The sequence below is a fragment of the Parvivirga hydrogeniphila genome (genome assembly GCF_023371205.1).
GTDB lineage: Bacteria > Actinomycetota > Coriobacteriia > Anaerosomatales > Anaerosomataceae > Parvivirga > Parvivirga hydrogeniphila.
This window is the reverse complement of sequence record NZ_JAMCCO010000001.1, coordinates 843,871-867,656: the sequence shown is the minus strand read 5'-3', so window position 1 is coordinate 867,656 and position 23,786 is coordinate 843,871. Positions and strand designations below refer to the sequence as shown.

Sequence of the window (23,786 nt, the reverse complement as noted above, 5' to 3'; positions counted from 1 at the left end):
TCCTCACATCCCCGCCGGTTTGACGCCCAAGATCCGGTTCGTCTGCTCATCGAGCCCGATGGAGCGCAACCGCTCGCGGCTTCCGCGCAGGCTCTCTATCGCGTTGACGCCCAGAGCGCCCAGGATCTCCTGCAGCTCGTGGCTCCACGCGTGGACGAGGTTGCTGACGCGCTCCGCGCCCCACTCGGGATCGATGCGGCGCGTGAGCTCCGGCTTCTGCGTGGTGATGCCCCACGAGCAGCTCCCGGTGTGGCAGCTCTGGCACACGTGGCAGCCCAGCGCGATGAGCGCAGCGGTCCCGATGGCGACGACGTCCGCGCCGAGCGCGATCGCTTTCGCGACGTCTGCCGATGAGCGGATGGAGCCTGCCGCGACGATCGACGCGTGGTTGCGGATGCCTTCCTCGCGCAGGCGCTGGTCGACCACCGCGACGGCGATCTCCACCGGGATGCCCACGTGGTCGCGGATGACCGCCGGGGCCGCGCCGGTGCCGCCACGGAACCCGTCGAGGTAGATGTAGTCGGCTCCCGCTCGCACGATGCCGCTCGCGATCGCCGCGACGTTGTGGACGGCCGCGATCTTCACACCCACGGGCTTGTAGCCGCTCGCCTCTTTGAGCGCGTAGATGAGCTGGCGCAAGTCCTCGATCGAGTAGATGTCGTGATGCGGCGCCGGACTGATGGCGTCGGTGCCCTGCGGGATCATGCGGGTGGACGAGACTTCCTTGTTGATCTTCTCGCCCGGCAGATGCCCGCCGATGCCGGGTTTGGCGCCCTGCCCGATCTTGATCTCGATGGCAGCGCCGCGCTTGAGGTAGTCGGGGCCGACGCCGAACCGGCCCGAAGCGACCTGCACGATCACGTGGTCCTGGTACGGATATAGGTCCTCGTGCAGTCCGCCTTCGCCGGTGTTCATGAGGATGCCGCAGCGCTCGGCCGCCATCGCGAGCGACTTGTGCACGTTGAGCGAGACCGACCCGTAGCTCATCGGCGAGAAGACGATCGGCGTGGCGAGCTCGATGTTGCGGCTCATGCCGCCGTCTTCGGCAAGCCGGTAGCCGCCCGCACCGTCGGGCTCCACCTGCACCGCGTCAGGCTTGCGGCCGAGGTAGGTGCGGAGCTCCATGGGCTCGCGCAGCGGGTCGATGGACGGGTTCGTGACCTGGCACGCGTCGAGCAGCAGGTGATCGAAGATGCGCGGGTACGGCTGCGGGTTGCCCATCGAGGTGAGCAGCACGCCGCCGGTCTCCGCTTGCTTCCACACCGCCTTGCGAAGCGGCGCAGACCAGTTGTCGTTCTCGCGGTATGCGAGCGGGTTGCGCTCGATCGTGATGCAGTGCGCAGGGCAGAACGTCACGCAGCGGTGGCACGCGCGGCACTTCTCGTCGTGCGGGACGGGCCGCTCGTTGAAGTCGTACACGCCCCAGCCGCACTGCTGCACGCAGCGCCCGCACTTGTGGCACTTGTCGTAGTCGATCTTGACCCGGAACTCGGGCTGGATGAATGTCGCAGGCATCTTACGCGGTCACCTCCACCGCTTCGTCGCACACGTCTTCGGTACCGAGCACCGCACACGAGACCTCCGACGGCGAGAGGTGCAAATCGCCGTGGATCGGCCACGGCATCCCTTCGATCCGCGCGACCGTCGGCTCGCCCGCTTTGGGCATCCACACGGCGTCGGGCTCAGGCACGACCGCGCGGATGGCCGCTTCTTCGGACGCGACCACCACGACGCTCCCCGACCTCGCCGCGACGAGCGGGCGCAGCTTGATGCGGTCGTTGAGCGCGACCATCCCGCCGTTGAAGCCGAGGATGATCGCGAAGGGGCCGTTGAGCATCGCAGGCCCGTACACCGCGCGCAGCGAGCGCATCAGCTCGCGCTCGGCCTCCGGCATCCGGTCGATCTCCGACCACAGCGGCGCGGCGAGCGCTTTGCACGCCAGCTCGAGCGGCAGCCCGTGCCGCCTGAGCATGAGGTCGAACAGGTAGGCCGCCACCTCGGTGTCGGTGCCGAGCGTGCAGCGGTAGCCGAACTGCTCCAGGTAGCGCGAGTTGATGCCGTACGACGAGATCTCGCCGTTGTGCACGATCGTCCAGTCGAGCAGCGCGAACGGGTGCGCGCCGCCCCACCAGCCAGGCGTGTTCGTCGGGAAGCGGTTGTGCCCCGTCCAGGTGTGGCCCTCGTACTCCTCGAGACGGTAGAAGTGACCGATCTCCTCAGGGAACCCGACGCCTTTGAAGACGCCCATGTTCTTGCCAGAGGAAGCCACGAACGCACCGTCCACCGTGGCGTTGATGGTCATCACGAGCCGCACGACGAGGTCTTCTTCCGAGAGCTCCAGACGCTCGAGCTCGCCCGGCAGCGGCTTGAGGAAGTAGCGCCACAGCAGCGGCGCATCGGCGATGCCTTTCACCGGACGGGTCGGCATCGGCTCGGCAAGGTCGACCACGCAGTGCTCGTTCAGAAGCGCCTCGGCCTCCTCGCGTGCCTGCTCGTCGTGGTACATCAGATGAAAGGCGAAGTGGTCCGGGAACTCCGGATAGATGCCGTAGCCGGCAAAGCCGCCTCCTAAGCCGTTGCCGCGATCGCGCTGCACGGCCATCGCGAGGATGATCCGCTCGCCGCTCATCGCAGCGCCGCTCTCGTCACAGATGCCGGCGAGCCCGCACCCGCCGTGGATCTTGAACGGCGCCTCTTCAGCGTACCGGGGACGCGTGGTGCTCATCGCGACTCCTCTCCATCGTCCGATCCAAGCAGGCCCGACAGGTCGCCGCCGCGGGCCGGGAGCGGCTCGAGACCCAGCTTCTTGCGAGCAGACTCTCGTGCAGAGCCGAGCAGGCCGGTCTTCACGAAGGTCTCGTAGGCCGCCACGACCTGGTCCGGCCCGAGCCCGGCCTCGATCGCGATCTCTTTCAGCCGACGGAAGGTGTCGGCCATCCCGATGCGGCTGTGGCAGAGCTCCTGGCACGTGTAGCACTCGAGGCACTTCCATAGCTGGCGTTCGGCGAGCACCTCGTCGAGCTCGCCAGCGAGCAGCCGCGCCATGATCTCGGTGGGCTGGAACGAGGGGTCGATCTTGCACACCGGGCAGTCGTCCTTGCACGCCTGGCAGTTCACGCACTTGGCGAGCAGCGACACGTCGAACAGCGCAGCGAGCCGCGCCTTGTCGGCCTGGCGGGCCTCCCACCGCTCCAGGAACGGCTCCACGCCGACGCGGTGCATCTCGAGCCCGATCTCTTCCGGCGAGTGCCCGTACGCGAGGGCAACGAGCTCGGACAGGTACAGCACCGGCACGTTCACGTCTTCTTTCGCGCGCTGGAGCGCCGCCTGGTTGAGGTCGAACTGCTGGAAGCAGCTCGGACACACCACGACAAGTGCGTCCACGCCGTGCGCCTGCAGGTCGAGCAGCTTCCGGCGTGCGAACGCGAGCGACGCGTCCCGCTCTCCCACGCGATCGAGCGCGCCGCCGCAGCACTGCATCTTCGTCGGATAGTCGACCACAGTGGCGCCGAGCGCTGCGACGAGCCCCTCGACCTTGGTCGGGCTGAGCGGGTCGTCCCACCGCACTGCCGGGCTCGGCCGCAGGAGGTGGCAGCCGTAGTGGACGGCGATCCGCAGCCCCCACAGCGGCTTGACGACCTTCGCGGCGACAGGACCCGGACCGAGCACATCGGCGAGCCATTCTGCCAAGTGGACGACGCGCAGCTCACCGTCGAAGCGAAGCCCCTCCGGCTCCAGGCGCGCATTGACCGCCTCGCGCGCACGCCAGTCGGCCGCCAGGTGGCTTTCGGCCTCCTTGAAGGTCGAGTAGCAGCCGCTGCACGGCGTCACGACATCCAGGCCGGCCCGCTCGACGATCGCGAGGTTGCGCGCCGCGACGAGGTAGAAGGCGTCTTCGTCGTTCGACTTGACGAGCACGCCTTCGGGGCAGCAGGTGTGTCCCTCGAGCTCGTGCACCGTCGCACCGAGGTCGTCGAACACCAGGCGCGTCGCCTTCTCGATGAACGGGAACCGCGCAGGGATCGTGCACCCCCAGAAGACCGCGAACTCCTTCACGCTGCCTCACCGCTCCTTGGTCGGAAAACACAAGGCGCCCGCCGCCGGCCTGAGGCCGGGGCGAGCGCCTTTGCTCGCGTCACGTCAGATTCGGCACGCCGTTGTGCCGTACGCGGATTCTAACACACTCGAAACCTGCCGGAAAGCGGGTACGACCCGCCTCCGAGCGCGTCGCTACTCAGGCAGCGAGAACCCGTACGCCGCCAGTACGCGTTTCGGGAACTCGAAACGAACGGTGATGAGCGGACGCCGCATGCCCGGCCAGTGCCCTATGGGGCCGGGATCTTCTCTGGGATGACCCAGCCGAGGAACTTCGGCTTGCCGTCAACCAGTTGCACCAGGGCAGCGGCCTTGTTCGGCTCATGGCCCTTGTCTGCAGGAGCCCAGTCGAGCTTGCCCGTCAGGCAGTCGAAGGTCATGTCTTCCATCGCCTTCGCCACTGCCGCGCCGTCGGTGGTCCCGGCCTTCTCCATCGCCTGGGCAAGCACCATGACGACGTCGTAGCCGGGCATGATCCACACCGCGTCCGGATCAGAACCGAACTTCTTCTTGTATGCGGCAGCGAACTCGGAGTACTTCGGGTTCGCCTCGTCCGACAGGAAGCCGTGCGTATCGTAGTAGACCTCGTTGCCGTACTTCGTCCCGAGAGCCTCGAACAGCGACGGGTCGTCATAGGAGTCGCCGCCCACCACAGGCTGCGTCACGCCGCTTTCGCGGAGCGTTCGGATGATGAGCGCAAGATCGGGCTGGTACGACGAGATGTAGATGAAGTCCGGCTTCTCCTTGAGGGCCTTGATTCGCGCGAGCTGCGCCGACGCGTCGGCCTGGCCCTGCGTGTAGGTGTCCTCGAAGATGACCTTCCCGCCCAGCTCCTTGAAGCGGACGATGAAGTACCGCGAGAGGCTCTTCGTGTAGTCGATGAAGTCATCGGTGATGACGTACACCGAGCGCCATCCCTTGACGTTGTAGGCGTACTCGGCAGTCGCCGCACCCATGGTGGTGTTCCACATGGAAAGCGTGAACTGCTTGTCGCCAAGCGCTGCGGACCCGTACCGCGGCGACGAAGCGCACGGCGATATGCCCACGATGCCCGCCATCTGCGCCTCGCGAGATGCCGGGCCGCCGAAGTCGAAGTCGCCCGGCGCGATGATAGCGTCGGCTCCCTGCTCGATGAGCTGTCTGGCCACGTTGCCGGCCGTCACAGTGTCGCTCTTGCCGTCCATGGCGATGAGCTGGACCTTCTTGCCGAGGATGCCGCCCTTGGCGTTGAGTTCGTCCACCGCGAGCTGCGCTCCCCTGAGCGCAGGCTCGTCGATGGGCGCCTGGATGCCGGTCTGGCACAGCGCGGACCCGATGATGATCGTGTCGTCCGACGCCTTGCCTCCGGTGCCGCCGCCGGTCTTCGTTCCAGAAGAGCACCCGGCCGCCAGAAGAGATGCTGCTACTGCCAGGCTGAGCAGTGCCATTCCTCGCTTCATCGGCCTCCACCTCCCCGTCTTCGCACATTGCGCTCGCTGGTTGCCCACGGCGCGGCTGCCTGACTCCGGCGACGGCATTCGACAGAATGCATCACTCCCCGAAGCCTGGGCGACCCCCGCTCAAACGCCCCTCAGCCCTCGTGCCCCTTCGCCTCCTCGGCGAGCACGATCGCGCGAGCGACCTCTTTGAGCGAAATGCGGCGGTCCATGGCGAGCTTCTGCAGCCGACGGAACGCTTCCGGCTCGCTCAGACCGTGAGCCATGAGCACGCCTTTGGCCCGATCGAGCAGCTTGCGCGTCTCAAGCCGCTCCGAGAGGTCGGCGGCTTCCTGCTCCAGCGCGCGGGCCTCTGCGAACCGGGCGATCGCCACCTGCATCGCGGGCAGGACGTCCTTCTTCGAGAACGGCTTGACGAGGTAGGCCATCGCGCCTACCCGACACGCCTCCTCGACGTAGGAGGATTGTGAGAACGCCGTCACCATCACGACGGGCGCGATCCGCTCGTCCGACAGCACGCGTGCCGCCTCGATCCCGTCCATTCCGGGCATCTTGATGTCCATGAAGACGACGTCGGGCGCGAGCGCCCGGGCAAGACGGACGGCTTCCTCGCCGTCGCGCGCTTCGCCCACGACCTCGTGCCCCTCTTCTTCCAGCATCTCGCGCAGGTCCATGCGGATGATGGCCTCGTCTTCTGCGATGAGCACGCGCACCTCAGCGCCTCCCGCCTTCCGCCGTCATCGGCACCCGCACCGTCACGGTCGTGCCACGCGTGCCCGAGAAGCCCAGCGATCCGCGAAGGTCCTCCTCCACGACGGTGCGGACGATAGCAAGCCCGAGATTGCCGGAGGCGCCTGGGTCGAACCCTTCAGGCAGCCCGGGGCCCGTGTCGCGCACGCTCAGCACCAAGGTGTCTGCAGTCCTGCTGAGCGTGACAGTCACCTCGCCTGCCTCCGCACGAAGGCCGTGCTCGATCGCGTTGTGGACGAGCTCGGCCAGGACGAGCGCGAGCGACGTCGCCGTCGCTGCTGGCACGAGGCCGGTCTCGCCTTCCACCCGAGCGCGCGCCGTGGCCTCCGCGGCCATGCCACGCACCACCATGTCGACGACGGTGCGCGCGACGGCCGTGAAGTCGACCGCCTCTTCCGTGGCGGCAGCCAGCATCTCGTGCACGACCGCCATCGAAGCCACGCGGTCGACCGCCTCGGTCAGCGCTCGCTTCGCCTCCCCGCTCGACGCGCGCCGGGCCTGGATGCGAAGCAGCGACGCGACCGTCTGCAGGTTGTTCTTCACGCGGTGATGGACCTCGCGGATGGTCGCTTCCTTGACCCGGATCTCCTGCTCCCGGCGCCGCACGTCCGTGATGTCCTCCACGAGCACGAGCGCACCGGGGTCGAACCCGATGGCGCGGTAGTTCAAGACGCGCCCCGCCACTTCGATGACGACGGCGCGGCCGCCGCGGGAGTGCACGACAGGCGCGATCGCCGTCGCACCGCCAGGAAGCTCCGTGGCCGCACGTCCTGTGACGGCGCTGTCCGAACCAGCGAGGCGCATGATGTTCACCGCGTTCGGGCTCGCGTAGGCGACGACGCCGCTCCCGTCGATCTCCATGATGCCGTCGCCAGCGCGCCGAACCGTCGCGAACGGCGCGCCGGTGTCGACGTCCAGGATCGGTCCCTCGCTCAGCAGGCGGATCACCCGCTCGGCGAGCCCCATGAACGCGACTTCCATCGCCCCCGGGCTTTCTGTGACCTGCTCGGCCAGGTTGCGCACGAGCACACCGACAAGCGCGCCGTCCGAGCGGATGGGGTACGCCGCAGTCGCGTAGGCGATGCCGCGGGCCGTGCGACGGCGCGTTCCGCACGAAGGCGCCCCGGTGCGAAGCGCTTCGTACGCTTCGCGTTCCGCCGACTCGTCCAGCACCCGCCCCACCCTGCTCGTACCGATCGCGGACACCGCGGTCACCGGTCGGGCGTCGGCGACCACGCGCAATGTCCGGCCCTCGGGGACGGCCAGCGCCACGTCCCCGTAGCCGAGGTCGGCGACCAGCTGCAGGTTGTCCGCGACGTTTTGCACGTGTCCGCTGAGCGGGAACCGGGCGGCGGGAACGCTGTCGATGGTTCTGGCCATGCGCACAGTATAGAGCGGGCGGCGCCCAAGCCCCTCGTGCACCGCGCGGGATCGTGGAGTATCATCTCCTCAGGACGCACGGCTGCACTGAGGGGGTTCGATGGGACCGACGACAACTGCGACGTACATCTACGCGTACATCGCCTTCGCGGTCGTCTACCTGGCATCCGCCGCGGCCTTGGCCATCGCGGGGTTCCGGGCGAGCACGAGGCTTGCGCGCTGCACGCAAGAACCGGCGGCGAGCGAGACGTCTGTCCCGCCTGAGCGGGTGATCCCCCGCGCGTTCCGGCTGCTCGATTGGGTCCAGGGCTCCGCTCTGCTCGCGATCGCGTACGTCGTGGTCTCGGCGGGTCTCGGCTCGCTCATCTTGAAAGGGCAGCCCGCTTCGGTGGTGAACCTCGTGTGGATCGTCCTCAACGCAGCGGCCGCAGGCGCCGCGGTCGTGCTCGCCGTGCTGGGAACACGCGAGCTCGCGGGCATCGCCGACGCCGACGTCGCGTGCACTCCCGGCGACCGAGCCGCCCAAGACCTGCAGCGCGTGAGCACGCGCCTGGGCGCGAGCGCCGTCGTCGTCCTGCTCGTCGGCGTCTTCGTGGCAGTCAACCTGGTCTCCGTGATCGCAGACCTGAGCACGCTTCTCAAGACCGATTTCCTGCTGTAAGAGCGGCGGCTTCCTCCGAGCGCATGTGCGTGTGCGCGCATCCGTCCTGCTATAATCCTTCGCCGTGCGGCACGCCGTGCCCGGGTGGCGGAACTGGCAGACGCGTCGGTCTCAAAAACCGATGGCCGAAAGGTCGTGCGGGTTCGATTCCCGCCCCGGGCACCACCGCCGTGCGACGCGCGAACGGCGCAGCCACGAGGTTTGGGGGATCGATGCGGGACCGAGAGGCGCTCGAGTCCTTCGTCAGGCGGCTGCCGAAGGCCGAACTGCACGTGCACCTGGAGGGCACGCTCGAGCCGGAGCTCGCGCTTACCATCGCCGAACGCAACGGCATCTCGCCGCCCTTCCCCAGCATCGAAGCAGCCAAAGCGGCGTACCGGTTCGAGAACCTGCAGTCATTCCTCGACGTGTACTACGCGACGACCGCCGTGCTGCGCACCGAGCAGGACTTCTACGACCTCGCGTGGGCGTACCTCACGCGTGCGGCAGAGCAGAACGTGCGGCACGTCGAGCCGTTCTTCGACCCGCAGGCGCACCTGGCGCGCGGCGTGCCCTTCGGCATCTTCATCGCCGGCATCCTGCTCGCGCTCGAAGACGCCGAGGCGCAGCTCGGCATCACCTCGCGGCTGATCATGTGCTTCTTGCGAGACCACTCCGTCGAGGACGCACGAAAGACGCTCGCGACAGCGCACCTGTACCGGCACCGCATCGCAGGCGTCGGCCTCGATTCAGCGGAAGCCGGCTACCCGCCCGAGCTCTTCCGCGACGTCTTCGCGGAGGCGGCCGCGTACGGCATGCACCGCGTCGCGCACGCGGGCGAAGAGGGGCCGCCGGAATACGTCGCCGCAGCGCTCGACCTCTTGGGCGCCGAGCGGATCGACCACGGCGTGCGCAGCCTCGAAGACCCCGCGCTCGTCGAGCGCCTCGCCCGCGAGCGCGTGCCGCTCACGGTGTGCCCGCTCTCGAACGTGAAGCTCAGGGTCGTGCCGTCGCTCGAGCAGCACCCGTTGAAGCGCATGCTGGATGCGGGCCTGCTCGTCACCGTGAACTCGGACGACCCGGCGTACTTCGGGGGCTACCTCGTCGAGAACTACGTCGTGGCCGCGCTCGCGCTCGACCTGTCGCGCGACGAAATCGTCACGCTCGCGGAAAACTCGTTCGTAGCATCGTTCCTCGATGAGAGCGCGAAGGCCGCGCACGTCGAAGCGGTGCGAGCCGCGGCCGCACTGCCCTGACGAACGCCTGTTCGACGCGCGCACCGGTATCGTGTACACTCCATGCGAACGCGTGTTCGTATGGAGGCGCCATGGACCGATCCGCCAGCGCAGATGCCGAAGGCCGGCTCGTCGCTCACCTGAACGCCGAGCAGCGTGCCGCGGTCACGTACGGGGACTCCCCGCTGCTCGTCGTGGCGGGCGCCGGCACCGGAAAGACGACCGTGCTTGCCGCTCGCGTCGCAGCGCTCATCGCGCGCGGCGTCGAGCCTGGGCGCATCCTGCTTCTGACGTTCACCCGCAGGGCCGCTGCCGAGATGCTGCGGCGCGTCGAGACGCTGCTCGCGCGTTCGGGCGACGCGCACGTCGCGAGCGGCGCGTCGCGCGTCTGGGGCGGCACCTTCCACGCAGTGGCTGCGCGCCTGCTCCGCGTCTACGGGCAGGCGATCGGGCTTCCGCCCACGTTCACCGTGCTCGACCGCTCGGACGCCGAGGACCTCATGCGGCTCGTGCGTTCGGATCTCGACCTCGGGAGCGCGAAGCGCAGGTTCCCGCAGCCATCGACCTGCCTCGACATCTACTCCCGGTGCGTGAATGCACGCGAACCGCTCGCGCAGGTCCTCAAGACCGCATTCCCGTGGTGCCTCGATGCCGAGGAGGGCCTCGCGCGCCTGTTCGACGCCTACACGGAGCGCAAGGAGCGGCAGCACGTGCTCGACTACGACGACCTGCTGTGGTTCTGGCACGCGCTCCTTTCGACCGAGCCGGTGGCGAGCGCCGTGCGCGGCCGCTTCGATGCGGTGCTCGTCGACGAGTACCAGGACACGAACGCCATCCAAGCGGAGATCGTGGCGCTCGTGCGTCCCGATGGTCGCGGCGTGACGGTCGTGGGCGACGACGCCCAGGCGATCTACGGCTTCCGCGCCGCTACCGTCGAGAACATCGTGCGCTTCTGCGAGCGCTTCGATGCCGCCGAGACGGTCGTGCTCACCCGCAACTACCGGTCCACCCAACCCGTCCTGGATGCCGCCAACGCCATCATCGCGGGCGCGTCGCGCGGGCACCGCAAGGGCCTCGTGAGCCACCGGGGCCCAGGGGAGCGGCCCCGTCTCGTGTGCTGCTCGGACGAGCGCGAGCAGTCGGCGTTCGTCGTCGACCGTGTCCTCGAGCACCGCGAGGCCGGCGTTCCGCTCCGCAAGCAGGCCGTGCTCTTCCGCGCGGCGCACCACTCCGCCGACCTGGAGCTCGAGCTCAAGCGGCGCAACGTGCCGTTCGTGAAGTACGGCGGGCTCAGGTTCCTCGAGATGGCGCACGTCAAGGACCTGGTCGCCCTCCTCCGCCTGGCGGAGAATCCGCTGGACGCGACGGCCGCCGTGCGCGTGCTCGGCCTCGTCCCCGGTATCGGGCCGGCCACGGCCAAGCGGCTGGTCGAGGCCGTGGCGGCCTCCGGCGGCGACTTCAGCGCGTGGCGCGAAGCGCGCGTCCCGGCGCAGGGCGCCGAGATCCTCGGGCGCGTGGTCGATGCCCTCGAGCGGATCAGCAGCGACGGCTCGCTCGACGTGAGCGCGCAGGTGCACGCGGCCCGCGCCGTGCTCGCGCCCCTCGTCGAGCGCACGTACGACGCCCCGGGGCCTCGCCTGGCGGACTTGGAGCAGCTCGAAGCGCTCGCCGCCCGTTTCGAGAGCCGTTCGCGCTTCATCGCAGAGATGGCGCTCGACCCCCCGCGGTGGACCGAGGACCTCGCCGGTCCGCCGCTTCTCGACGACGACTGGCTCGTGCTCTCGACGATGCACTCGGCCAAGGGGCTCGAGTTCGACGTCGTGTTCGTGATCCACGCCGCGGACGGGAACATCCCGTCTGACATGGCCACCGGATCGCCCGATGAGCTCGACGAGGAGCGGCGGCTGTTCTACGTCGCGTGCACGCGCGCCCGCGACCACCTGTACGTCTGCTGGCCGCTTCGATACTACGCAGCCGGTCGCGGCGCGTCCGACGCCTACGGGTACTCTCAGCGCACCCGCTTCATCGACCGCGACGCGCTTCCGCTGTTCGACTGCATCTCGCCGGGTCTCGGGGACGCCGACAGCGACGCCGTGCCGGTCGAGACCGTCGGCTCGACGGCGTGCGTGCGCGAGCAGATGGCGCGCCTCTGGTCGTGACAGCGCCTCAGCGGCCGAGCAGGTCGAGGATCCGCGCGCTCGCCTCGAGCACGCTCAGGTGGTAGAACGCCTCTTCCAGCGTCTCGCCGCGCGCGAAGGCCCCGTGGGTGCGCAGCACGACGACCGGATGCTTCGCAAGCGCGTCTGCGACGAGCCGGGCCGCCTCCGGAGAGCCGATCGTCTCGGCAGAGGTCACGACCGGCACCTCCCCGAGGACGTACCGCCCCTCGGAGTCCTCGGGCACGATCGCATCGGCGCCGAACGAGCGTGCGATGGCGTGCACGGGATGCGCGTGCGCGACGGCACGCGCTTCGGTGCGGCGGTACACCTCGCGGTGCACGACGAGCTCCCGGCTGCAGCGCTCGTCCTTAGGCCCCGGCTCGATGTCGGTCTCGACGAGCTCGTCTGCGCTCAGCCGCCCGAGCATCGACCCGCGGCGGGTGATGAGGATGCGGTCGCCGAGCCTGACCGACAGGTTCCCGCCGTGGCTGGAGATGAGGCCCGCAAGGAAGATGTCGCGGCCCGTCTCGAGGAACGAGCGGATGAGCGCCTCGTCGACCACGCCGCTCAGTCCTGCCTCGACAGCATGCCCTGGTACTCGAGCGCACGGGCGAGCCGGTAGAAGTCGCTGTCGCGGTCGATGAAGCGAACGCGCGTCTTGAGCGTGCTCTCGTCGATGAGCTCCGAGAACGGCACGTACGTCAGCGAGAGCTGGTCGCGCACGCTCACCATCACCCCCGTCAGCCCTTCTTCGACGAGCGCCCGGAACGCCCCCACGCCGAGCTGCGTGCCAAGCAGCACGTCGAACGCGCTCGGCTCGGAACAGCGCGTCTCGTAGCCGATCTGCTTCGAGCGCACCTTCACCTTCACGCCGGTGCGCTCCTGGTACGCCCGCTCCATCGCGTCGGCCAACACGCGCCCGACCTGCGCTTCGCCGAGCCGCACGTTGCCGTGCTCGTCGGTGGCCTGCGGCTTCTGGTCCTCCGGGAGCTTGTCAGCGAGGCCCTCAGCGATGCACACGATGCCGTACCTGCGGCCGTCGTGCTCGCGCGCCAGCATGAGGTCTGCCAGCTCGCGGCCCACGGCGTGAGCGTCGAACTCGCCGTCGAAGTCCTCCACCGACAGCATGCGGGTGGCCTCGCCAGCGATGCCGGACGCGTAGGTGAGCCAGCCTGCTTTCCTGCCCATGATCTCGAGCACGTACCAGGTCTGCGTCGACTTCGCGTCAGCCACCAGATTGCGTATCTCCGACGCGGCGAAGTGCGCGGCGGAGTAGAAACCGAACGTCCAGTCGATGCCGTAGTAGTCGTTGTCGATGGTCTTCGGGAGGTGCACGATCTTGAGCCGCCGCAGGTCCGGCATCAGCTCCTGCATGCGGTAGAGGTAGTTGGCCGTCTTGAGCGTATCATCGCCGCCGATCGACACGAGCGCGTCGATGGCGAGCGAATCGAGCGCACGGTACACCGCAAGCAGCCGTGCGTTCTTCTGCGGATCGGCGAGGTCTGATAGCGCCGTGATGGCCTTGCCCGGGTTCGCGCGCGAAGTCCTGAGGATGATGTCCTTGCGGTTGCGGATGCCCGACACGTCGTCGCGGGTCAGCGTGAGGTAGTCGACCCCTTCGCGGAGCGGAGCGCCCTCGGAGAAGTCTTCGAGCCGCTCATAGCCATCGAGAAAGCCGACCACCTCGATGCCGCTGTTGATGAACGAGAGCGCGGCCGCACAGATCACGGCGTTCGCCGCCGGTGCCGGGCCCCCGCTGAAGAGCATGCCGACACGCTTGATGGACGTCTGCTGAGCCATGGTGCTCCCTCCTCGGCCGACTGCGTTTCGCGCCTGTCGTTCCCATCATTCCCGGACGGCTGCCCGGCCGATCGCTGCGAGACGCTCCTGCCGGCGCGTCACGAGCTCAGGCACGGGGACGCTCGCCAGGTCCCGCAACGACCGGACGATCGCGTCTTCGACTCGCGCGAACACCAGTGCCGGATCGCGGTGTGCGCCGCCGAGCGGCTCTTCGACGATCTCGTCCGCGATGCCGAGCTCGACCAGGTCGGCCGCCGTGAGCCGAAGCGCCGATGCCGTCTCGGCCGCGTGCTGCGGGTCCTTGAACAGGATGAGCGAGCACATCTCCGGCGAGATGACCGAGTAGTACGCGTTCTCGAGCATGATCATGCGGTCGCCGAATCCGATGGCGAGCGCGCCGCCGCTGCCGCCCTCGCCGATGCCGACGACCACCACCGGCGTCGCAAGCCCAGCGAGCGTCTCCAGGCACTCGGCGATCGCCCACGCCTGCCCGCGCTCCTCGGCCTCGATCCCCGGATACGCCCCCGCGGTGTCGAGGAAGCTCACGACGGGCAGGTGGAACTTCTCGGCGAGAAGCATCGCTCGCTTGGCCTTGCGGAATCCCTCGGGATGCGGGCTTCCGAAGTTGCGTCGGATGTTCTCGTTGGTCGTCTTGCCTTTACGGTGGCCGAGCACCACGCAGCGGACGCCGTCGATCGTCGCGAGGCCCGCGAACATCGCCTCGTCGTCCCCGTACGCGCGGTCTCCACGGAGCTCGACGACGTCCGAGAACAGCATCTCGACGTAGTCCTGCGTCTTCGGACGCTCTGGATGACGGGCGATCTGGACACGCTCCCACGGCGTGAGCGCCGAGTACAGCGCCTCCTTGAGCATCTGGATCTCGGACTCGAGCTGCGCGATCTCGTCCGCGAGCCCCGGCTGACCGCTCACGTCCAGGCGCTTGAGGTCCTCCAGCTGCTGCTCGAGCTCGACGATCGGCCGCTCGAACTCCATCACGTACCTGATGGCGGCCACGTCACGACCCCTCCTCGGCCACCGGGCAGGCCGCGCCTTCCGCTGCTGGATGGATGTCTGGCCCGCAGAGGTAATCGAGCACCAGCCCGACGGTCGCCTTGAGCTCCGTCCGGGGCACAACAGCGTCGATGAAGCCATGCCTCACCAGGGACTCCGCCGTCTGGAAGCCCTTGGGGAGGCTCTGCCGCGTCGTCTCCTGGACGAGCTTGGGGCCGGCAAAGCCGACCATGGCTCCGGGCTCCGCGAAGATGACGTCCGCGAGCACCGGGAAGCTCGCCGTCACGCCGCCGTAGGTGGGATTCGCGAGGACCGCGACGTACGGCAGCCCCGCGTCCGAGAACCGGCGAACGGCGGCGGCGGTCTTCGCCATCTGCATCAGCGAGAGCATGCCTTCTTGCATGCGCGCGCCACCCGAAGCCGTCACGAACACCACGGCGCGCTGCTCCTCGCGCGCGCGGTCGAACGCCCGAGCGACCTTCTCCCCGACGGCCGTTCCCATCGAAGCGCCGATGAACCGGAAGTCCATCGCTCCGAGCACCACGGGGTGACCCTCCACGAGCGCGCGGCCGGTCACGACGGCCTCGGCGAGCCCCGTGGTCTCGCGCGCCACCTCCAGCGCGGTCGCGTAGGGCTTCGCCGCAGTGAAGCGAAGCGGGTCCGTCGAGGCGAGCGTCGCATCGGTCTCCTCGAACGTGCCCTCGTCCGCAAGCGAGCGGACTCTGTCGGGCGCGGGCATCTCGGCGTGGTGGCCGCAGTGCGGGCAGACGTTCAGGTTCTTCTCGAAGTCACCGCGGTAGACCGTGCGCTTGCATCCTGCGCACTTCAGCCAGACGCCCTCGGGCAGCTCGGCGGCCGCGCCGGGCGTGACGACCGTGTACTTCCGCTGCTCGCGGGCCTTGAACCAGTCAGAAACGGGCATCGGCTTCCAGGTGTCTCGGGTCCGGGTACTTAAGGATAGCGCGGCGCCGCCCGATGTGCGACGCCGCGCTCGCATCCGCGCTCACGCGCTGCTAGATGGAGAAATCCTTCTCGCCGTTGAAAACGGCCAGCGCGTCTTCGACGCTCCAGTCGCCGAGCGTGATCGCGCTGATCGCCTTCGTGAGGCGGACGGCCTCGTCGAGCGGCCGCTGGTGGATGTTGCGCCCGGTGGCGTTGCCGCGCGCGCCGCCGACGTGGATCTGCTCCCAGAGCTGACGCAAGAACACGTCGGCCGCGACAGTCGAACCGCCCGCGCACACGAGCCCGGTGCGCCCGCACGCCTTCGAGGCCTCGACGAGCTTCTCCGCGGACGACTTGTGCTCGTCGCCCTTCGGCGGGTTGACTTTCACGAAGTCCGCGCCCAAGCACACCGCCACACCGGCCGCGCCGGCGATGAGGTGCGCGTCCTTCTCGTCCGGCACCGCCCTGCCGCGCGGGTAGATCCACAGCACGACGATCAGTCCCGTCGAATGCGCATCGGCGATGAGCTGGCCGGCCTCCATCATCATCTGGGACTCGTACTCGCTGCCGAGGTAGATGGTGTAGCCCACGCCCACCACGTTCACGCCGTTGTCGCGCATGTCGAGCACCGTCTGCAGGTCATACAGCTGCGGCGAGTACGGGTCGTCCTGGTGCTTCGCCGGGTCCTTCGCCGAAGACTTCACCAGGTGCGTCTTCGAGTTCATCTTGACGAGGTAGTTGATGTCCGGGTAGTCCGCCGCGTAGTGGGCGATGAGGCCGCGCTGCCCTGCGAGCACGCCCACCACGCCCTGCGAGCCGATGCGGAACAGGTGCTCCGGATCGGCGTCTTCCGGCGCGATGCCCTCGCCGAAGAAGTCGTCGTTGAGGTGCTCGATCTTCTGGTCGCATGCGAACAGCATGAGGCGACCGGTGCCCCGTGTGGCCTTGAGGTAGCTGTCGATGTAGGTCTCGCGCGCTGCAGCGGGCACATCTGCTGGCACGCGGACCTGGTCGCGCGTCAGTGTCGGCATGGTTCCCTCCTCGATAGATGGACGGTCGATTGCCACTGCATAGGTTAGGCGAACGCGCGCAGCGACGCCACACCTTATACCCGAACGCGCGGCCGATGCGCGGGCCGTCAGCCGATCCGGCGCTCCATCCTCACGTGCAGCTGTCCGGTGCGCCCTGATGCGAACGGCTCTGCGCTCGTCACGACGAACCCGAGCCGCTCGTAGAACGCGACCGCTGGCAGCCGCGCGTTCAGCCACACCAGCCGCGCGCCCATCTCGGTGGCCTTCGCGCACGCCTCAGCCATGAGCGCGGTGCCGACGCCGGTGCGCTGCGCGTCGAAGGCGACCGCGACGTGGCGGAGCTGCGCCTCCTCGCCTCGATGCATGAGCCGCGTGTAGCCGACCACGCGCTCGCCGTCGAGCGCGACCAGGTGGAAGGCGGCCGGGTCGTCGTCGCCCCAGTCGTGGAAAGGCGGGACGCCGAACGGTGCCATCAGCACCTCGTAGCGCAAGGCGCGCGCCGCTCGGACGCGGGCGTCGTCCGATGCGACCCACTCGAGACGCAGCACGCTACCCCCGGAACCGGTTCGTGATAGGCATCCGGCGGTCCTTGCCGAACGCCTTCGGTGTGACCTTGATGCCGACCGGGCCCTGTCTGCGCTTGTACTCCGCGCCATCGACCATCGCCGCCACGCGCTCCACTGTCTCGCGGTCGTGGCCCATCGCGACGATCTCGTCCACGGAGCGGTCGAGTTCGACGTACTCCACGAGGATGGCGTCGAGCACCTCATACGGCGGGAGCGTGTCTTGGTCGGTCTGTCCCGGGCGCAGCTCGGCGCTCGGCGGCTTCGTGAGCGTCGAGTCCGGAATCGCCGGCGAACGCGTGTTCCGCCACCTGGCCAGCTCGTAGACGCGCGTCTTGAAGACGTCTTTGATCGGCGCGAAACCCCCCACCATGTCGCCATAGAGCGTGCTGTATCCCACCGAAAGCTCGCTCTTGTTGCCGGTGGCGAGCACGAGCCACCCGAACTTGTTCGACAGCGCCATCAGGAGCATCCCGCGCACGCGCGCCTGCAGGTTCTCCTCAGTCACGTCCGGCGCCGCACCTGCAAACACGGGCGCAAGCGTATCGAGGGCGGCCGTGAACGTAGGCTCGATGCCGAGTTCCAGCACATCGATGCCGAGCGCATCTGCAAGCGCCCGCGCGTCCGCGAGGCTGCTTTCCGACGAGTAGCGCGACGGCATCATCACGCCGTGCACGCGCTCGGGACCGAGCGCGTCTGCTGCAAGCGTCGCGACGAGCGCCGAGTCGATGCCGCCGGAAAGCCCCAGCACGACATCGGTGAAGCCGTTCTTGTGGATGTAGTCCCGCAGGCCGAGCGTGAGCGCGGCGTACATCTCGGCCTCGTGCTCGATGCGCGGCTCGACCCGCTGAGGCCGGGGCTGCTTGTCGTCGACGTCGACAACGAGCAGGTCCTCGTCGAACGAGCGCGCCCTGCCGACCACCGTGCCGTCCGGCGCGATCACCACCGAGCGGCCGTCGAAGACGAGCTCGTCCTGACCGCCGACCAAGTTGCAGTACACCACCCAGACGCCGAACTCGAGCGCCCGCCTGACGAGCATCCGCTCGCGCGAGACGCCTTTGCCCGCGTAAAACGGCGACGCAGAGAGGTTCACCACCGCTTTCGCGCCGATGCTCGCTAGCCGCGCGATCGGCTCGGGCTGCCACGCGTCCTCGCAGATCGTGACGCCGACGCCTGTGCCGTCGAGCGCCAGCAGCACATTGGCGTTGCCGGGCGTGAAGTAGCGCTTCTCGTCGAAGACGCCGTAGTTCGGCAGCAGGCGCTTCCGGTAGACGTCGCGGATCGCGCCCGAAGCGGTGTGCACAGCGGCGTTGTACAGCGCCCCGCCCTCCTGCCACGGCGTACCGATCAGCGCCGAGCACGCAGCCTCGGCGGCGAAGGTCTCGACCGCCGCCATCGCCCGCTCGACGAAGTGCGGCTTGGCGAGGAGGTCTTCGGGCGGATAGCCCGTGATGACGAGCTCGGGCAGGACCACCAGTTCGGCGCCCGCCTCGGCGGCCTCGCGAGCAGCCTCCAGCGCGAGCACGAGGTTGCCGTCGATGTCGCCGACAGTAGGGTTCACCTGCGCAAGCGCGAACCGCATGCCGCTTCCCTTCGCAGAGCGCTTCTTCGTCCTCGTCACACTGTAGCGCAAACGGCCGACATCGTGGGTGCGCCCCGCCTGCGCGTGCTACGATGAAGCGCGACGGCAACGGACTTGGGGGGTTCTATGCGAGCACGCCCGCGTGCAGTCCTCGCCCTTCTCTGCGTCGCGCTCGCAGGGTCGCTTGCGGCCTCGCCGACGACGGCCGCTGCGAAGTCCTACACCATGCCCTCTGTGCGGATCGAGGCCGAGGTCACGCCGAGCGGAGTCCTCTTCGTCACCGAGGAGCGCACCTTCGACTTCTCGGGCTCGTTCTCGTACGTGTACTGGGAGCTCGACAAGCAGCCGTCCGACGCCGCGTATGCCTTCGGGCAGATCGAGGTGCTCGGCGTGGCCGGTCCTGGCGGCGAGTTCGAGCGCGGCGAGGCGTCGACGGGCCTGCCGGGCACCTACGTGGTGCAGGACCTCGGCCCGACCGTGCGCATCGAGGCGTACCATGCGACGACCGACGCGCGCGCGACCTTCACGCTCCGATACATCGTGCACGACGCCGCGAAGCGGTGGGACGACACCGCCGAGCTGTACTGGAAGTTCGTCGGCGACCGCTGGGACGTCGGCGTCGGCTCGGTGTCGATCCAGGTCCGATTCCCGCCGGGCGTGAGCGAGGACGATCTGCGAGTGTGGGCGCACGGACCGCTCACCGGCACCGTCTCGAAGACAGGCGGCGTCATGACGCTCGCGGTGGACGACCTGCCGCCCAACACCTTCGTGGAGGCGCGAGCGCTCTTCCCGCGAGACGCGCTGAGCGAGGCGCCGGCCACCCCGGGTGCACGCGAGCAGCAGGTGCTCGCCGAGGAGGCGCGCTGGGCAAGCGAGGCGAACGCGGCCCGGCGGCGCGCGCGAGCCACGGTGGCGGCGGCGGCCGTCCTCGGCGCTGTCGTGCCCCTCGCGTCGCTCGTGCTCGCACTGTGGCTCTGGCGGCGCTACGGCAAGGAGCGGCGCCCGTCTTTCGAGGGCCGGTACTTCCGCGAGCTGCCGGCCGATCTGCCGCCAGCGGTCGTCGGCGCGCTCATGCGGTGGGGATCCGTCGGCGAGAAAGAGCTCACGGCGACGCTCATGGACCTGTCGAACCGCGGCATCGTGCGGGTCGAGCCCGTGCAGGAGACCACGGCAGGCCTGCTCGGTCCGAAGTCAAATACGGTCTGGCGGCTCTCGATTGAGACCGCCGACCTCTCGGCCCTCCGCCCGTTCGAACGCGCGCTCCTGAAGGCGGTCTTCGGCGACGCGCGGCCCGGCGCAACGACCACCATCGAAGCGATCCAGCGCGAGGCGAAGAAGCACCCGGAGCGCTACACCGCGGCCATCGGCGAGTGGAAAAAGGCGGTGAGTTCGGAGGCGGACGCGCACGGCTTTTTCGAGAAGAGCGGCACCGGGTTCGTGGTCGGGTTCATCGCGTGGGCGATGATCCTGCTCGTCATGTCCATCGGCGCGGCGATGACGTCGGGAAGCGGCCTGGTCGCGCTCGTGGGCGTCCCCTGCTCGCTCGGCGTCGGGGCGATCGCGTTCTTCATGCCGCGCCGGACGGCGGAGGCCGCCGAGCTTCACGCCAAGTACCGGGCGCTCAAGCAGTACCTCGAGGACTTCAGCCGCCTCGACGAAGCGCCGCCGACGCACGTCGTGCTGTGGGAGCACTTCTTGGTGCTCGCGGTCGTGTTCGGCATCGCTGAGCGGGTCATCGAAGCGCTGCGCGTGAAAGCCCCGCAGGTCTTGGAGGACCCGGCGCTCGCGCACGCCGTCTGGTGGACCACGCCGCAGCAGGGCTTCGCATCACCGGCGCACGCGATGACGAGCGGGTTCGCTTCGGCCTCGCAGATCGCCTCCAGCCAGATGTCGAGCAGAACCGGCGGCGGAGGCGGCTTCTCCGGCGGCGGTGGCGGTGGCGGTGGTGGTGGCGGCGGAGGCGCCGGGTAGGAAAGAGGCGTGATGGGCGACATCCAGACACCCAACGGCGTGGAGTTCTCCATCGGAGCGAAGGTCCTGCGGAACGGTTCGCCTACCTGCACGACGCCTTCTATCCGGAGGTGTCCGACTCGTGGATGCGGACCCACGCGCGGCCCGATTGGGGCATCATCGAGCGCAACGTCATGTTCGCCGTGGCGCAGCGGCAGCACACCGAGGAAGACGACGACGCGCTGTTCCGGTTCGAGATCTTCTGAGCAAGCGAACCTGAAGACAGCCATGCGCTCGGACCGCGCCGAGTACCAGCTCGGTATCGACGGCTGGCGCGCCGCCGTGGTGACCGAGGCGGTCAGGCAGGACCTCCTCGCCCCGGAGCGTAGGAAGCGGACGGCGCGGGGCGAAGCGCTCGCGGAGCTCGGGCTGGAGATCCTCGGCGACCTGCACGACACGGCGCTCGCGCTCAAGGCGCTCTCAGCCCGCTGAGCCCCGCCCGCTCTCGTGCACTGCGCGCGCGAGCGACCGCACGAAGTCGCCAACGACGCTCGGGTCGTGCTGTCGCCGGACGATCGCGCTGCCGACGATCACGCCGTCGGCGATGCGCGCGGCTTCCGCGGCCTGCTCGGGAGTGCCGATCCCGAAGCCGATGGCGACTGGAAGCGTCGTCGCCGCGCGCACGCGCTCGACCAGACGGCGGCCGGCATCGGCGAGCGTCTCGCGCTCGCCGGTCACGCCGGTGGTGCTGACGCAGTACACGAACCCTGCGGAAGCGTCGGCCACCACGCGGACGCGCTCGTCGGTGGAGGTCGGCGCCAGAAGGAAGACGGTGTCGAGCCCGCCCGCGACGGCACGCCACGGGCGAGCCGCCTCAGGCGGCATGTCGGGCACGATGACGCCGGCGACGCCCGCTTCCCGCATGAGGTCGGCCGCACGCGGAAGCCCCATGCTCATCAGCGGGTTCAGGTACGTCATGAGCACGAGCGGCGGGCAGTCATCGCCACGCCCGCTGATGAACTCCCGCGCGAGGTCGATCGTCTCGGCAAGCCCGAACCCGCCGGGAGCGCGGCGCGCCACCTGCGCTGCGTCGGCGATGACGGGGCCGTCGGCGAGCGGGTCCCCGTACGGCACCCCGAGCTCGATCACGTCCGCGCCCGCGTCGGCCGCACGAGCGAGCGCGCGCAGCGAGGTCGTCCGGTCGGGATAACCCGCCATCAGGTACGCGACGAGCGCCGGCCGTCCGCGGCGGAACGCCGCCTCGAGCCGGGACGCCGTTCGCTCGCCAGCCACTGCCGACCTCCCGTCGTCTCGCGTGCCGAGCCCCGCGCGCTCGCTCACGCGCCGAGCCCGGCCTCCCGGACGATGTCCATGTCCTTGTCGCCGCGCCCGCTCACGTTCACGAGCACGCTCGCGTCCGGTCCGAGCTCCGCCGCCAGACGCGGCAGCATCGCGAGCGCGTGCGCAGACTCGATCGCCGGGATGATGCCTTCCGTACGCGCGAGAAGAGCGAACGCGTCGAGCGCTTCGCGGTCGGTGACTGCTTCGTAGCGCACGAGCCCTGCGTCCTTCAGGTAGCTGTGCTCGGGCCCCACGCCGGGGTAGTCGAGCCCCGCCGAGATCGAGTACGCCTCCTTGGGGTTGCCTGCCTCGTCTTGGAGGAGGTAGCTGTAGAAGCCGTGGAGCACGCCTGGACGCCCCTTCGTGAGCGCCGCGCCGTGCTTGTCGGTCTCCAGCCCGAGCCCGGCCGCCTCCGCCCCGATGAGCAAGGGCCGCTCGTCGGCAGGCACGTCGCGCAGGAACGGATAGAAGATGCCGATCGCGTTCGAGCCGCCGCCGACGCACGCCACGACGGCGTCCGGCATGCGCGCCCCCTTCTCGCGGAGCTGCGAGAGCGCCTCCTCGCCGATGACCTTCTGGAAGTGCCGCACGATAGTCGGGTACGGGTGCGGGCCGACTGCGGAGCCGAGCACGTAGAACGTGTCCTCCACCCGCTCGACCCAGTGCCGCAGCGCCGCAGTGACCGCATCGGCGAGCGTGCCGGTGCCGTCGGCCACGGGCACCACCTCGGCGCCGAGGAGCCGCATCTTGTAGACGTTGAGCGCCTGCCGCCGGATGTCCTCGGTGCCCATGAAGATCGCGCACTCCAGGCCCATGAGCGCCGCCGTCGTGGCCGTCGCCACGCCGTGCTGGCCTGCGCCGGTCTCGGCGATCACGCGCCGCTTGCCCATGCGCTTGGCGAGGAGGCACTGGCCGAGCGTGTTGTTGATCTTGTGGGCGCCGGTGTGGTTGAGGTCTTCTCGCTTCAGCCACACCGTGCCGAGCCCAACCGCCTCAGCGAGCCGGTCGGCCCGGTACAGCGGCGACGGCCGGCCCACGTAGTCTGCAAGCAGCGCGCCGAGCTCGGCGTCGAACGCGGGGTCGCCCAGGGCCTCGTCGAACGCGTGGGCGAGCTCTTCTAGCGCAGGCACGACCGTCTCGGGGACGAACGTGCCTCCGTACGGTCCGAAGAACCCCTGCGCGTCCGGGCTCGCGTACGCCTCTTCTGCCGACGGCAGCAGCGATCCGCTCATCTCTCACCCTTCCTCGTCTGCCGCGCGCACCGCGGCCATGAACTGTTCGACCTTCCGCGCGTCTTTCACGCCGGGCGCCGCCTCGACGCCGGACGAGACGTCCACCGCGAACGGGCGCAGCGTGCGGACGGCCGTCCCGACATTGTCTGCGCGCAGGCCGCCTGCGACAACCACCGGGATCCACGAGGGCAGCGCGTCTCGCACGGCGTCCCAGTCGAACGCCACGCCGGTGCCGCCACGCGCCTGCGGCACGCGTGCGTCGAGCAGCGCTGCGCTGATGCTGCCACGATACGCCTCCACGCCCGTGAGGTCCTGCGGCCCGGCGACGCGGAACGCCTTGATCACCGGCACCGGTGCGCTCGCGCACGCCTCCGGCGTCTCGTCGCCGTGCAGCTGGACCGCCGTGAGCCGCAGAGCGCGCACGGCTTCGGCCACGAACGCCGGCTCGGCGTCGACGAACACCCCCACGCGGGCCACCAGGGGCGGAACCGCCGCGAGCGCCCGTTCGGCCTGCGGAAGCGTCACGCGCCGCGGGCTTTCGGCGAGCACCACGCCGACGGCATCGGCGCCCGCCGCAACGGCGAGCGCCGCGTCCGCCTCGTTCGTGATGCCGCAGATCTTCACCCGTGTGCGCATCCC

Annotated in this window: 21 protein-coding genes and 1 tRNA gene; 6 read left to right on the top strand and 16 right to left on the bottom strand. The window is 69.2% G+C overall.

Annotated elements, in window-relative coordinates:
• Window positions 1-3: 3 nt before the first annotated feature.
• The 6 genes from MX659_RS04455 to MX659_RS04430 all read right to left on the bottom strand — a co-directional run bounded on the left by MX659_RS04455 (window position 4) and on the right by MX659_RS04430 (window position 7,661).
• A complete protein-coding gene (locus MX659_RS04455) occupies window positions 4-1,515 on the bottom strand; it encodes a glutamate synthase-related protein (RefSeq protein ID WP_267192258.1) in 1,512 nt (503 codons plus the stop codon).
• Window position 1,516: 1 nt separating this feature from the next.
• Window positions 1,517-2,725: a class II glutamine amidotransferase gene (locus tag MX659_RS04450; RefSeq protein ID WP_267192257.1), complete on the bottom strand. Its 1,209-nt coding sequence runs from the start codon at window positions 2,723-2,725 to the stop codon at window positions 1,517-1,519.
• On the bottom strand, window positions 2,722-4,056 hold the full coding sequence (locus MX659_RS04445) for a heterodisulfide reductase-related iron-sulfur binding cluster (protein WP_267192256.1): 1,335 nt from the start codon (window positions 4,054-4,056) through the stop codon (window positions 2,722-2,724). Before MX659_RS04445 ends, MX659_RS04450 begins: the two co-directional genes overlap by 4 nt.
• A 269-nt stretch (window positions 4,057-4,325) precedes the next feature.
• Complete coding sequence (locus MX659_RS04440) at window positions 4,326-5,534, bottom strand: ABC transporter substrate-binding protein (RefSeq protein WP_267192255.1); 1,209 nt, start codon at window positions 5,532-5,534, stop codon at window positions 4,326-4,328.
• 131 nt (window positions 5,535-5,665) lie between these two features.
• Complete coding sequence (locus MX659_RS04435) at window positions 5,666-6,244, bottom strand: ANTAR domain-containing response regulator (RefSeq protein ID WP_267192254.1); 579 nt, start codon at window positions 6,242-6,244, stop codon at window positions 5,666-5,668.
• Between the two features lies 1 nt (window position 6,245).
• Window positions 6,246-7,661 carry a sensor histidine kinase gene (locus MX659_RS04430; protein WP_267192253.1) on the bottom strand — a complete coding sequence of 472 codons (1,416 nt, stop codon included), beginning with the start codon at window positions 7,659-7,661 and terminating at the stop codon, window positions 6,246-6,248.
• A 100-nt stretch (window positions 7,662-7,761) separates the two neighbouring features.
• Between MX659_RS04430 and MX659_RS04425 the strand changes: the two genes are divergently transcribed.
• The 4 genes from MX659_RS04425 (at window position 7,762) to MX659_RS04410 (ending at window position 11,695) form a co-directional block, all read left to right on the top strand.
• Window positions 7,762-8,322 (top strand): hypothetical protein, encoded by a 561-nt coding sequence (locus MX659_RS04425; RefSeq protein WP_267192252.1) that lies wholly within the window; start codon window positions 7,762-7,764, stop codon window positions 8,320-8,322.
• 78 nt (window positions 8,323-8,400) lie between these two features.
• Window positions 8,401-8,487 (top strand) — tRNA-Leu (locus MX659_RS04420).
• 47 nt (window positions 8,488-8,534) lie between these two features.
• Window positions 8,535-9,557 carry an adenosine deaminase gene (locus MX659_RS04415; protein ID WP_267192251.1) on the top strand — a complete coding sequence of 341 codons (1,023 nt, stop codon included), beginning with the start codon at window positions 8,535-8,537 and terminating at the stop codon, window positions 9,555-9,557.
• A 71-nt stretch (window positions 9,558-9,628) separates the two neighbouring features.
• Window positions 9,629-11,695, top strand: coding sequence for an ATP-dependent helicase (locus MX659_RS04410; protein ID WP_267192250.1), 2,067 nt, complete (start codon window positions 9,629-9,631; stop codon window positions 11,693-11,695).
• 7 nt (window positions 11,696-11,702) lie between these two features.
• Here the strand turns inward: MX659_RS04410 and MX659_RS04405 are convergent, their stop codons facing one another.
• The 7 genes from MX659_RS04405 to MX659_RS04375 form a co-directional block, all read right to left on the bottom strand.
• A complete protein-coding gene (locus MX659_RS04405) occupies window positions 11,703-12,257 on the bottom strand; it encodes a class II aldolase/adducin family protein (RefSeq protein ID WP_267192249.1) in 555 nt (184 codons plus the stop codon).
• Window positions 12,258-12,262: 5 nt separating this feature from the next.
• The gene (locus MX659_RS04400; protein WP_267192248.1) at window positions 12,263-13,495 is read right to left on the bottom strand and encodes a 6-phosphofructokinase; all 1,233 of its coding nucleotides are present in this window, start codon (window positions 13,493-13,495) and stop codon (window positions 12,263-12,265) included.
• Between the two features lie 45 nt (window positions 13,496-13,540).
• Window positions 13,541-14,509: an acetyl-CoA carboxylase carboxyltransferase subunit alpha gene (locus MX659_RS04395; protein ID WP_323745463.1), complete on the bottom strand. Its 969-nt coding sequence runs from the start codon at window positions 14,507-14,509 to the stop codon at window positions 13,541-13,543.
• A gap of 1 nt (window position 14,510) precedes the next feature.
• On the bottom strand, window positions 14,511-15,428 hold the full coding sequence (gene accD / locus MX659_RS04390; RefSeq protein WP_267192247.1) for an acetyl-CoA carboxylase, carboxyltransferase subunit beta: 918 nt from the start codon (window positions 15,426-15,428) through the stop codon (window positions 14,511-14,513).
• Between the two features lie 91 nt (window positions 15,429-15,519).
• On the bottom strand, window positions 15,520-16,479 hold the full coding sequence (locus MX659_RS04385; protein ID WP_267192246.1) for a beta/alpha barrel domain-containing protein: 960 nt from the start codon (window positions 16,477-16,479) through the stop codon (window positions 15,520-15,522).
• A gap of 107 nt (window positions 16,480-16,586) precedes the next feature.
• Window positions 16,587-17,027 (bottom strand): GNAT family N-acetyltransferase, encoded by a 441-nt coding sequence (locus MX659_RS04380; protein ID WP_267192245.1) that lies wholly within the window; start codon window positions 17,025-17,027, stop codon window positions 16,587-16,589.
• Window position 17,028: 1 nt separating this feature from the next.
• On the bottom strand, window positions 17,029-18,624 hold the full coding sequence (locus MX659_RS04375) for an NAD+ synthase (protein WP_267192244.1): 1,596 nt from the start codon (window positions 18,622-18,624) through the stop codon (window positions 17,029-17,031).
• A gap of 126 nt (window positions 18,625-18,750) precedes the next feature.
• Between MX659_RS04375 and MX659_RS04370 the strand changes: the two genes are divergently transcribed.
• Together MX659_RS04370 and MX659_RS04365 are read left to right on the top strand one after the other, a co-directional pair.
• On the top strand, window positions 18,751-20,595 hold the full coding sequence (locus MX659_RS04370) for a DUF2207 domain-containing protein (RefSeq protein ID WP_267192243.1): 1,845 nt from the start codon (window positions 18,751-18,753) through the stop codon (window positions 20,593-20,595).
• A gap of 267 nt (window positions 20,596-20,862) precedes the next feature.
• Window positions 20,863-21,066, top strand: coding sequence for a hypothetical protein (locus MX659_RS04365; RefSeq protein ID WP_267192242.1), 204 nt, complete (start codon window positions 20,863-20,865; stop codon window positions 21,064-21,066).
• Here the strand turns inward: MX659_RS04365 and trpA are convergent.
• The 3 genes from trpA to MX659_RS04350 are packed head-to-tail and all read right to left on the bottom strand — an operon-like array spanning window position 21,055 to window position 23,783.
• On the bottom strand, window positions 21,055-21,867 hold the full coding sequence (trpA, locus tag MX659_RS04360) for a tryptophan synthase subunit alpha (RefSeq protein WP_267192241.1): 813 nt from the start codon (window positions 21,865-21,867) through the stop codon (window positions 21,055-21,057). The genes MX659_RS04365 and trpA overlap by 12 nt on opposite strands.
• A gap of 44 nt (window positions 21,868-21,911) precedes the next feature.
• A complete protein-coding gene (gene trpB / locus MX659_RS04355) occupies window positions 21,912-23,147 on the bottom strand; it encodes a tryptophan synthase subunit beta (protein WP_267192240.1) in 1,236 nt (411 codons plus the stop codon).
• Between the two features lie 3 nt (window positions 23,148-23,150).
• Window positions 23,151-23,783, bottom strand: a complete 633-nt coding sequence (locus tag MX659_RS04350) for a phosphoribosylanthranilate isomerase (protein WP_267192239.1) — start codon at window positions 23,781-23,783, stop codon at window positions 23,151-23,153.
• Window positions 23,784-23,786 lie beyond the last annotated feature (3 nt).

Excerpts from the sequence above, each read along its gene's own strand:
- MX659_RS04410 (WP_267192250.1), top strand. The coding sequence starts at position 9,629 with ATGGACCGATCCGCCAGCGCAGATGCCGAAGGCCGGCTCGTCGCTCAC.
- MX659_RS04400 (WP_267192248.1), bottom strand. The coding sequence starts at position 13,495 with ATGGCTCAGCAGACGTCCATCAAGCGTGTCGGCATGCTCTTCAGCGGG.
- MX659_RS04415 (WP_267192251.1), top strand. The coding sequence starts at position 8,535 with ATGCGGGACCGAGAGGCGCTCGAGTCCTTCGTCAGGCGGCTGCCGAAG.
- MX659_RS04455 (WP_267192258.1), bottom strand. The coding sequence starts at position 1,515 with ATGCCTGCGACATTCATCCAGCCCGAGTTCCGGGTCAAGATCGACTAC.
- MX659_RS04450 (WP_267192257.1), bottom strand. The coding sequence starts at position 2,725 with ATGAGCACCACGCGTCCCCGGTACGCTGAAGAGGCGCCGTTCAAGATC.
- MX659_RS04370 (WP_267192243.1), top strand. The coding sequence starts at position 18,751 with ATGCGAGCACGCCCGCGTGCAGTCCTCGCCCTTCTCTGCGTCGCGCTC.
- MX659_RS04440 (WP_267192255.1), bottom strand. The coding sequence starts at position 5,534 with ATGAAGCGAGGAATGGCACTGCTCAGCCTGGCAGTAGCAGCATCTCTT.
- MX659_RS04430 (WP_267192253.1), bottom strand. The coding sequence starts at position 7,661 with ATGGCCAGAACCATCGACAGCGTTCCCGCCGCCCGGTTCCCGCTCAGC.
- accD (WP_267192247.1), bottom strand. The coding sequence starts at position 15,428 with ATGCCCGTTTCTGACTGGTTCAAGGCCCGCGAGCAGCGGAAGTACACG.
- MX659_RS04350 (WP_267192239.1), bottom strand. The coding sequence starts at position 23,783 with ATGCGCACACGGGTGAAGATCTGCGGCATCACGAACGAGGCGGACGCG.
- MX659_RS04365 (WP_267192242.1), top strand. The coding sequence starts at position 20,863 with ATGCGCTCGGACCGCGCCGAGTACCAGCTCGGTATCGACGGCTGGCGC.
- trpB (WP_267192240.1), bottom strand. The coding sequence starts at position 23,147 with ATGAGCGGATCGCTGCTGCCGTCGGCAGAAGAGGCGTACGCGAGCCCG.
- MX659_RS04425 (WP_267192252.1), top strand. The coding sequence starts at position 7,762 with ATGGGACCGACGACAACTGCGACGTACATCTACGCGTACATCGCCTTC.
- MX659_RS04375 (WP_267192244.1), bottom strand. The coding sequence starts at position 18,624 with ATGCGGTTCGCGCTTGCGCAGGTGAACCCTACTGTCGGCGACATCGAC.
- MX659_RS04385 (WP_267192246.1), bottom strand. The coding sequence starts at position 16,479 with ATGCCGACACTGACGCGCGACCAGGTCCGCGTGCCAGCAGATGTGCCC.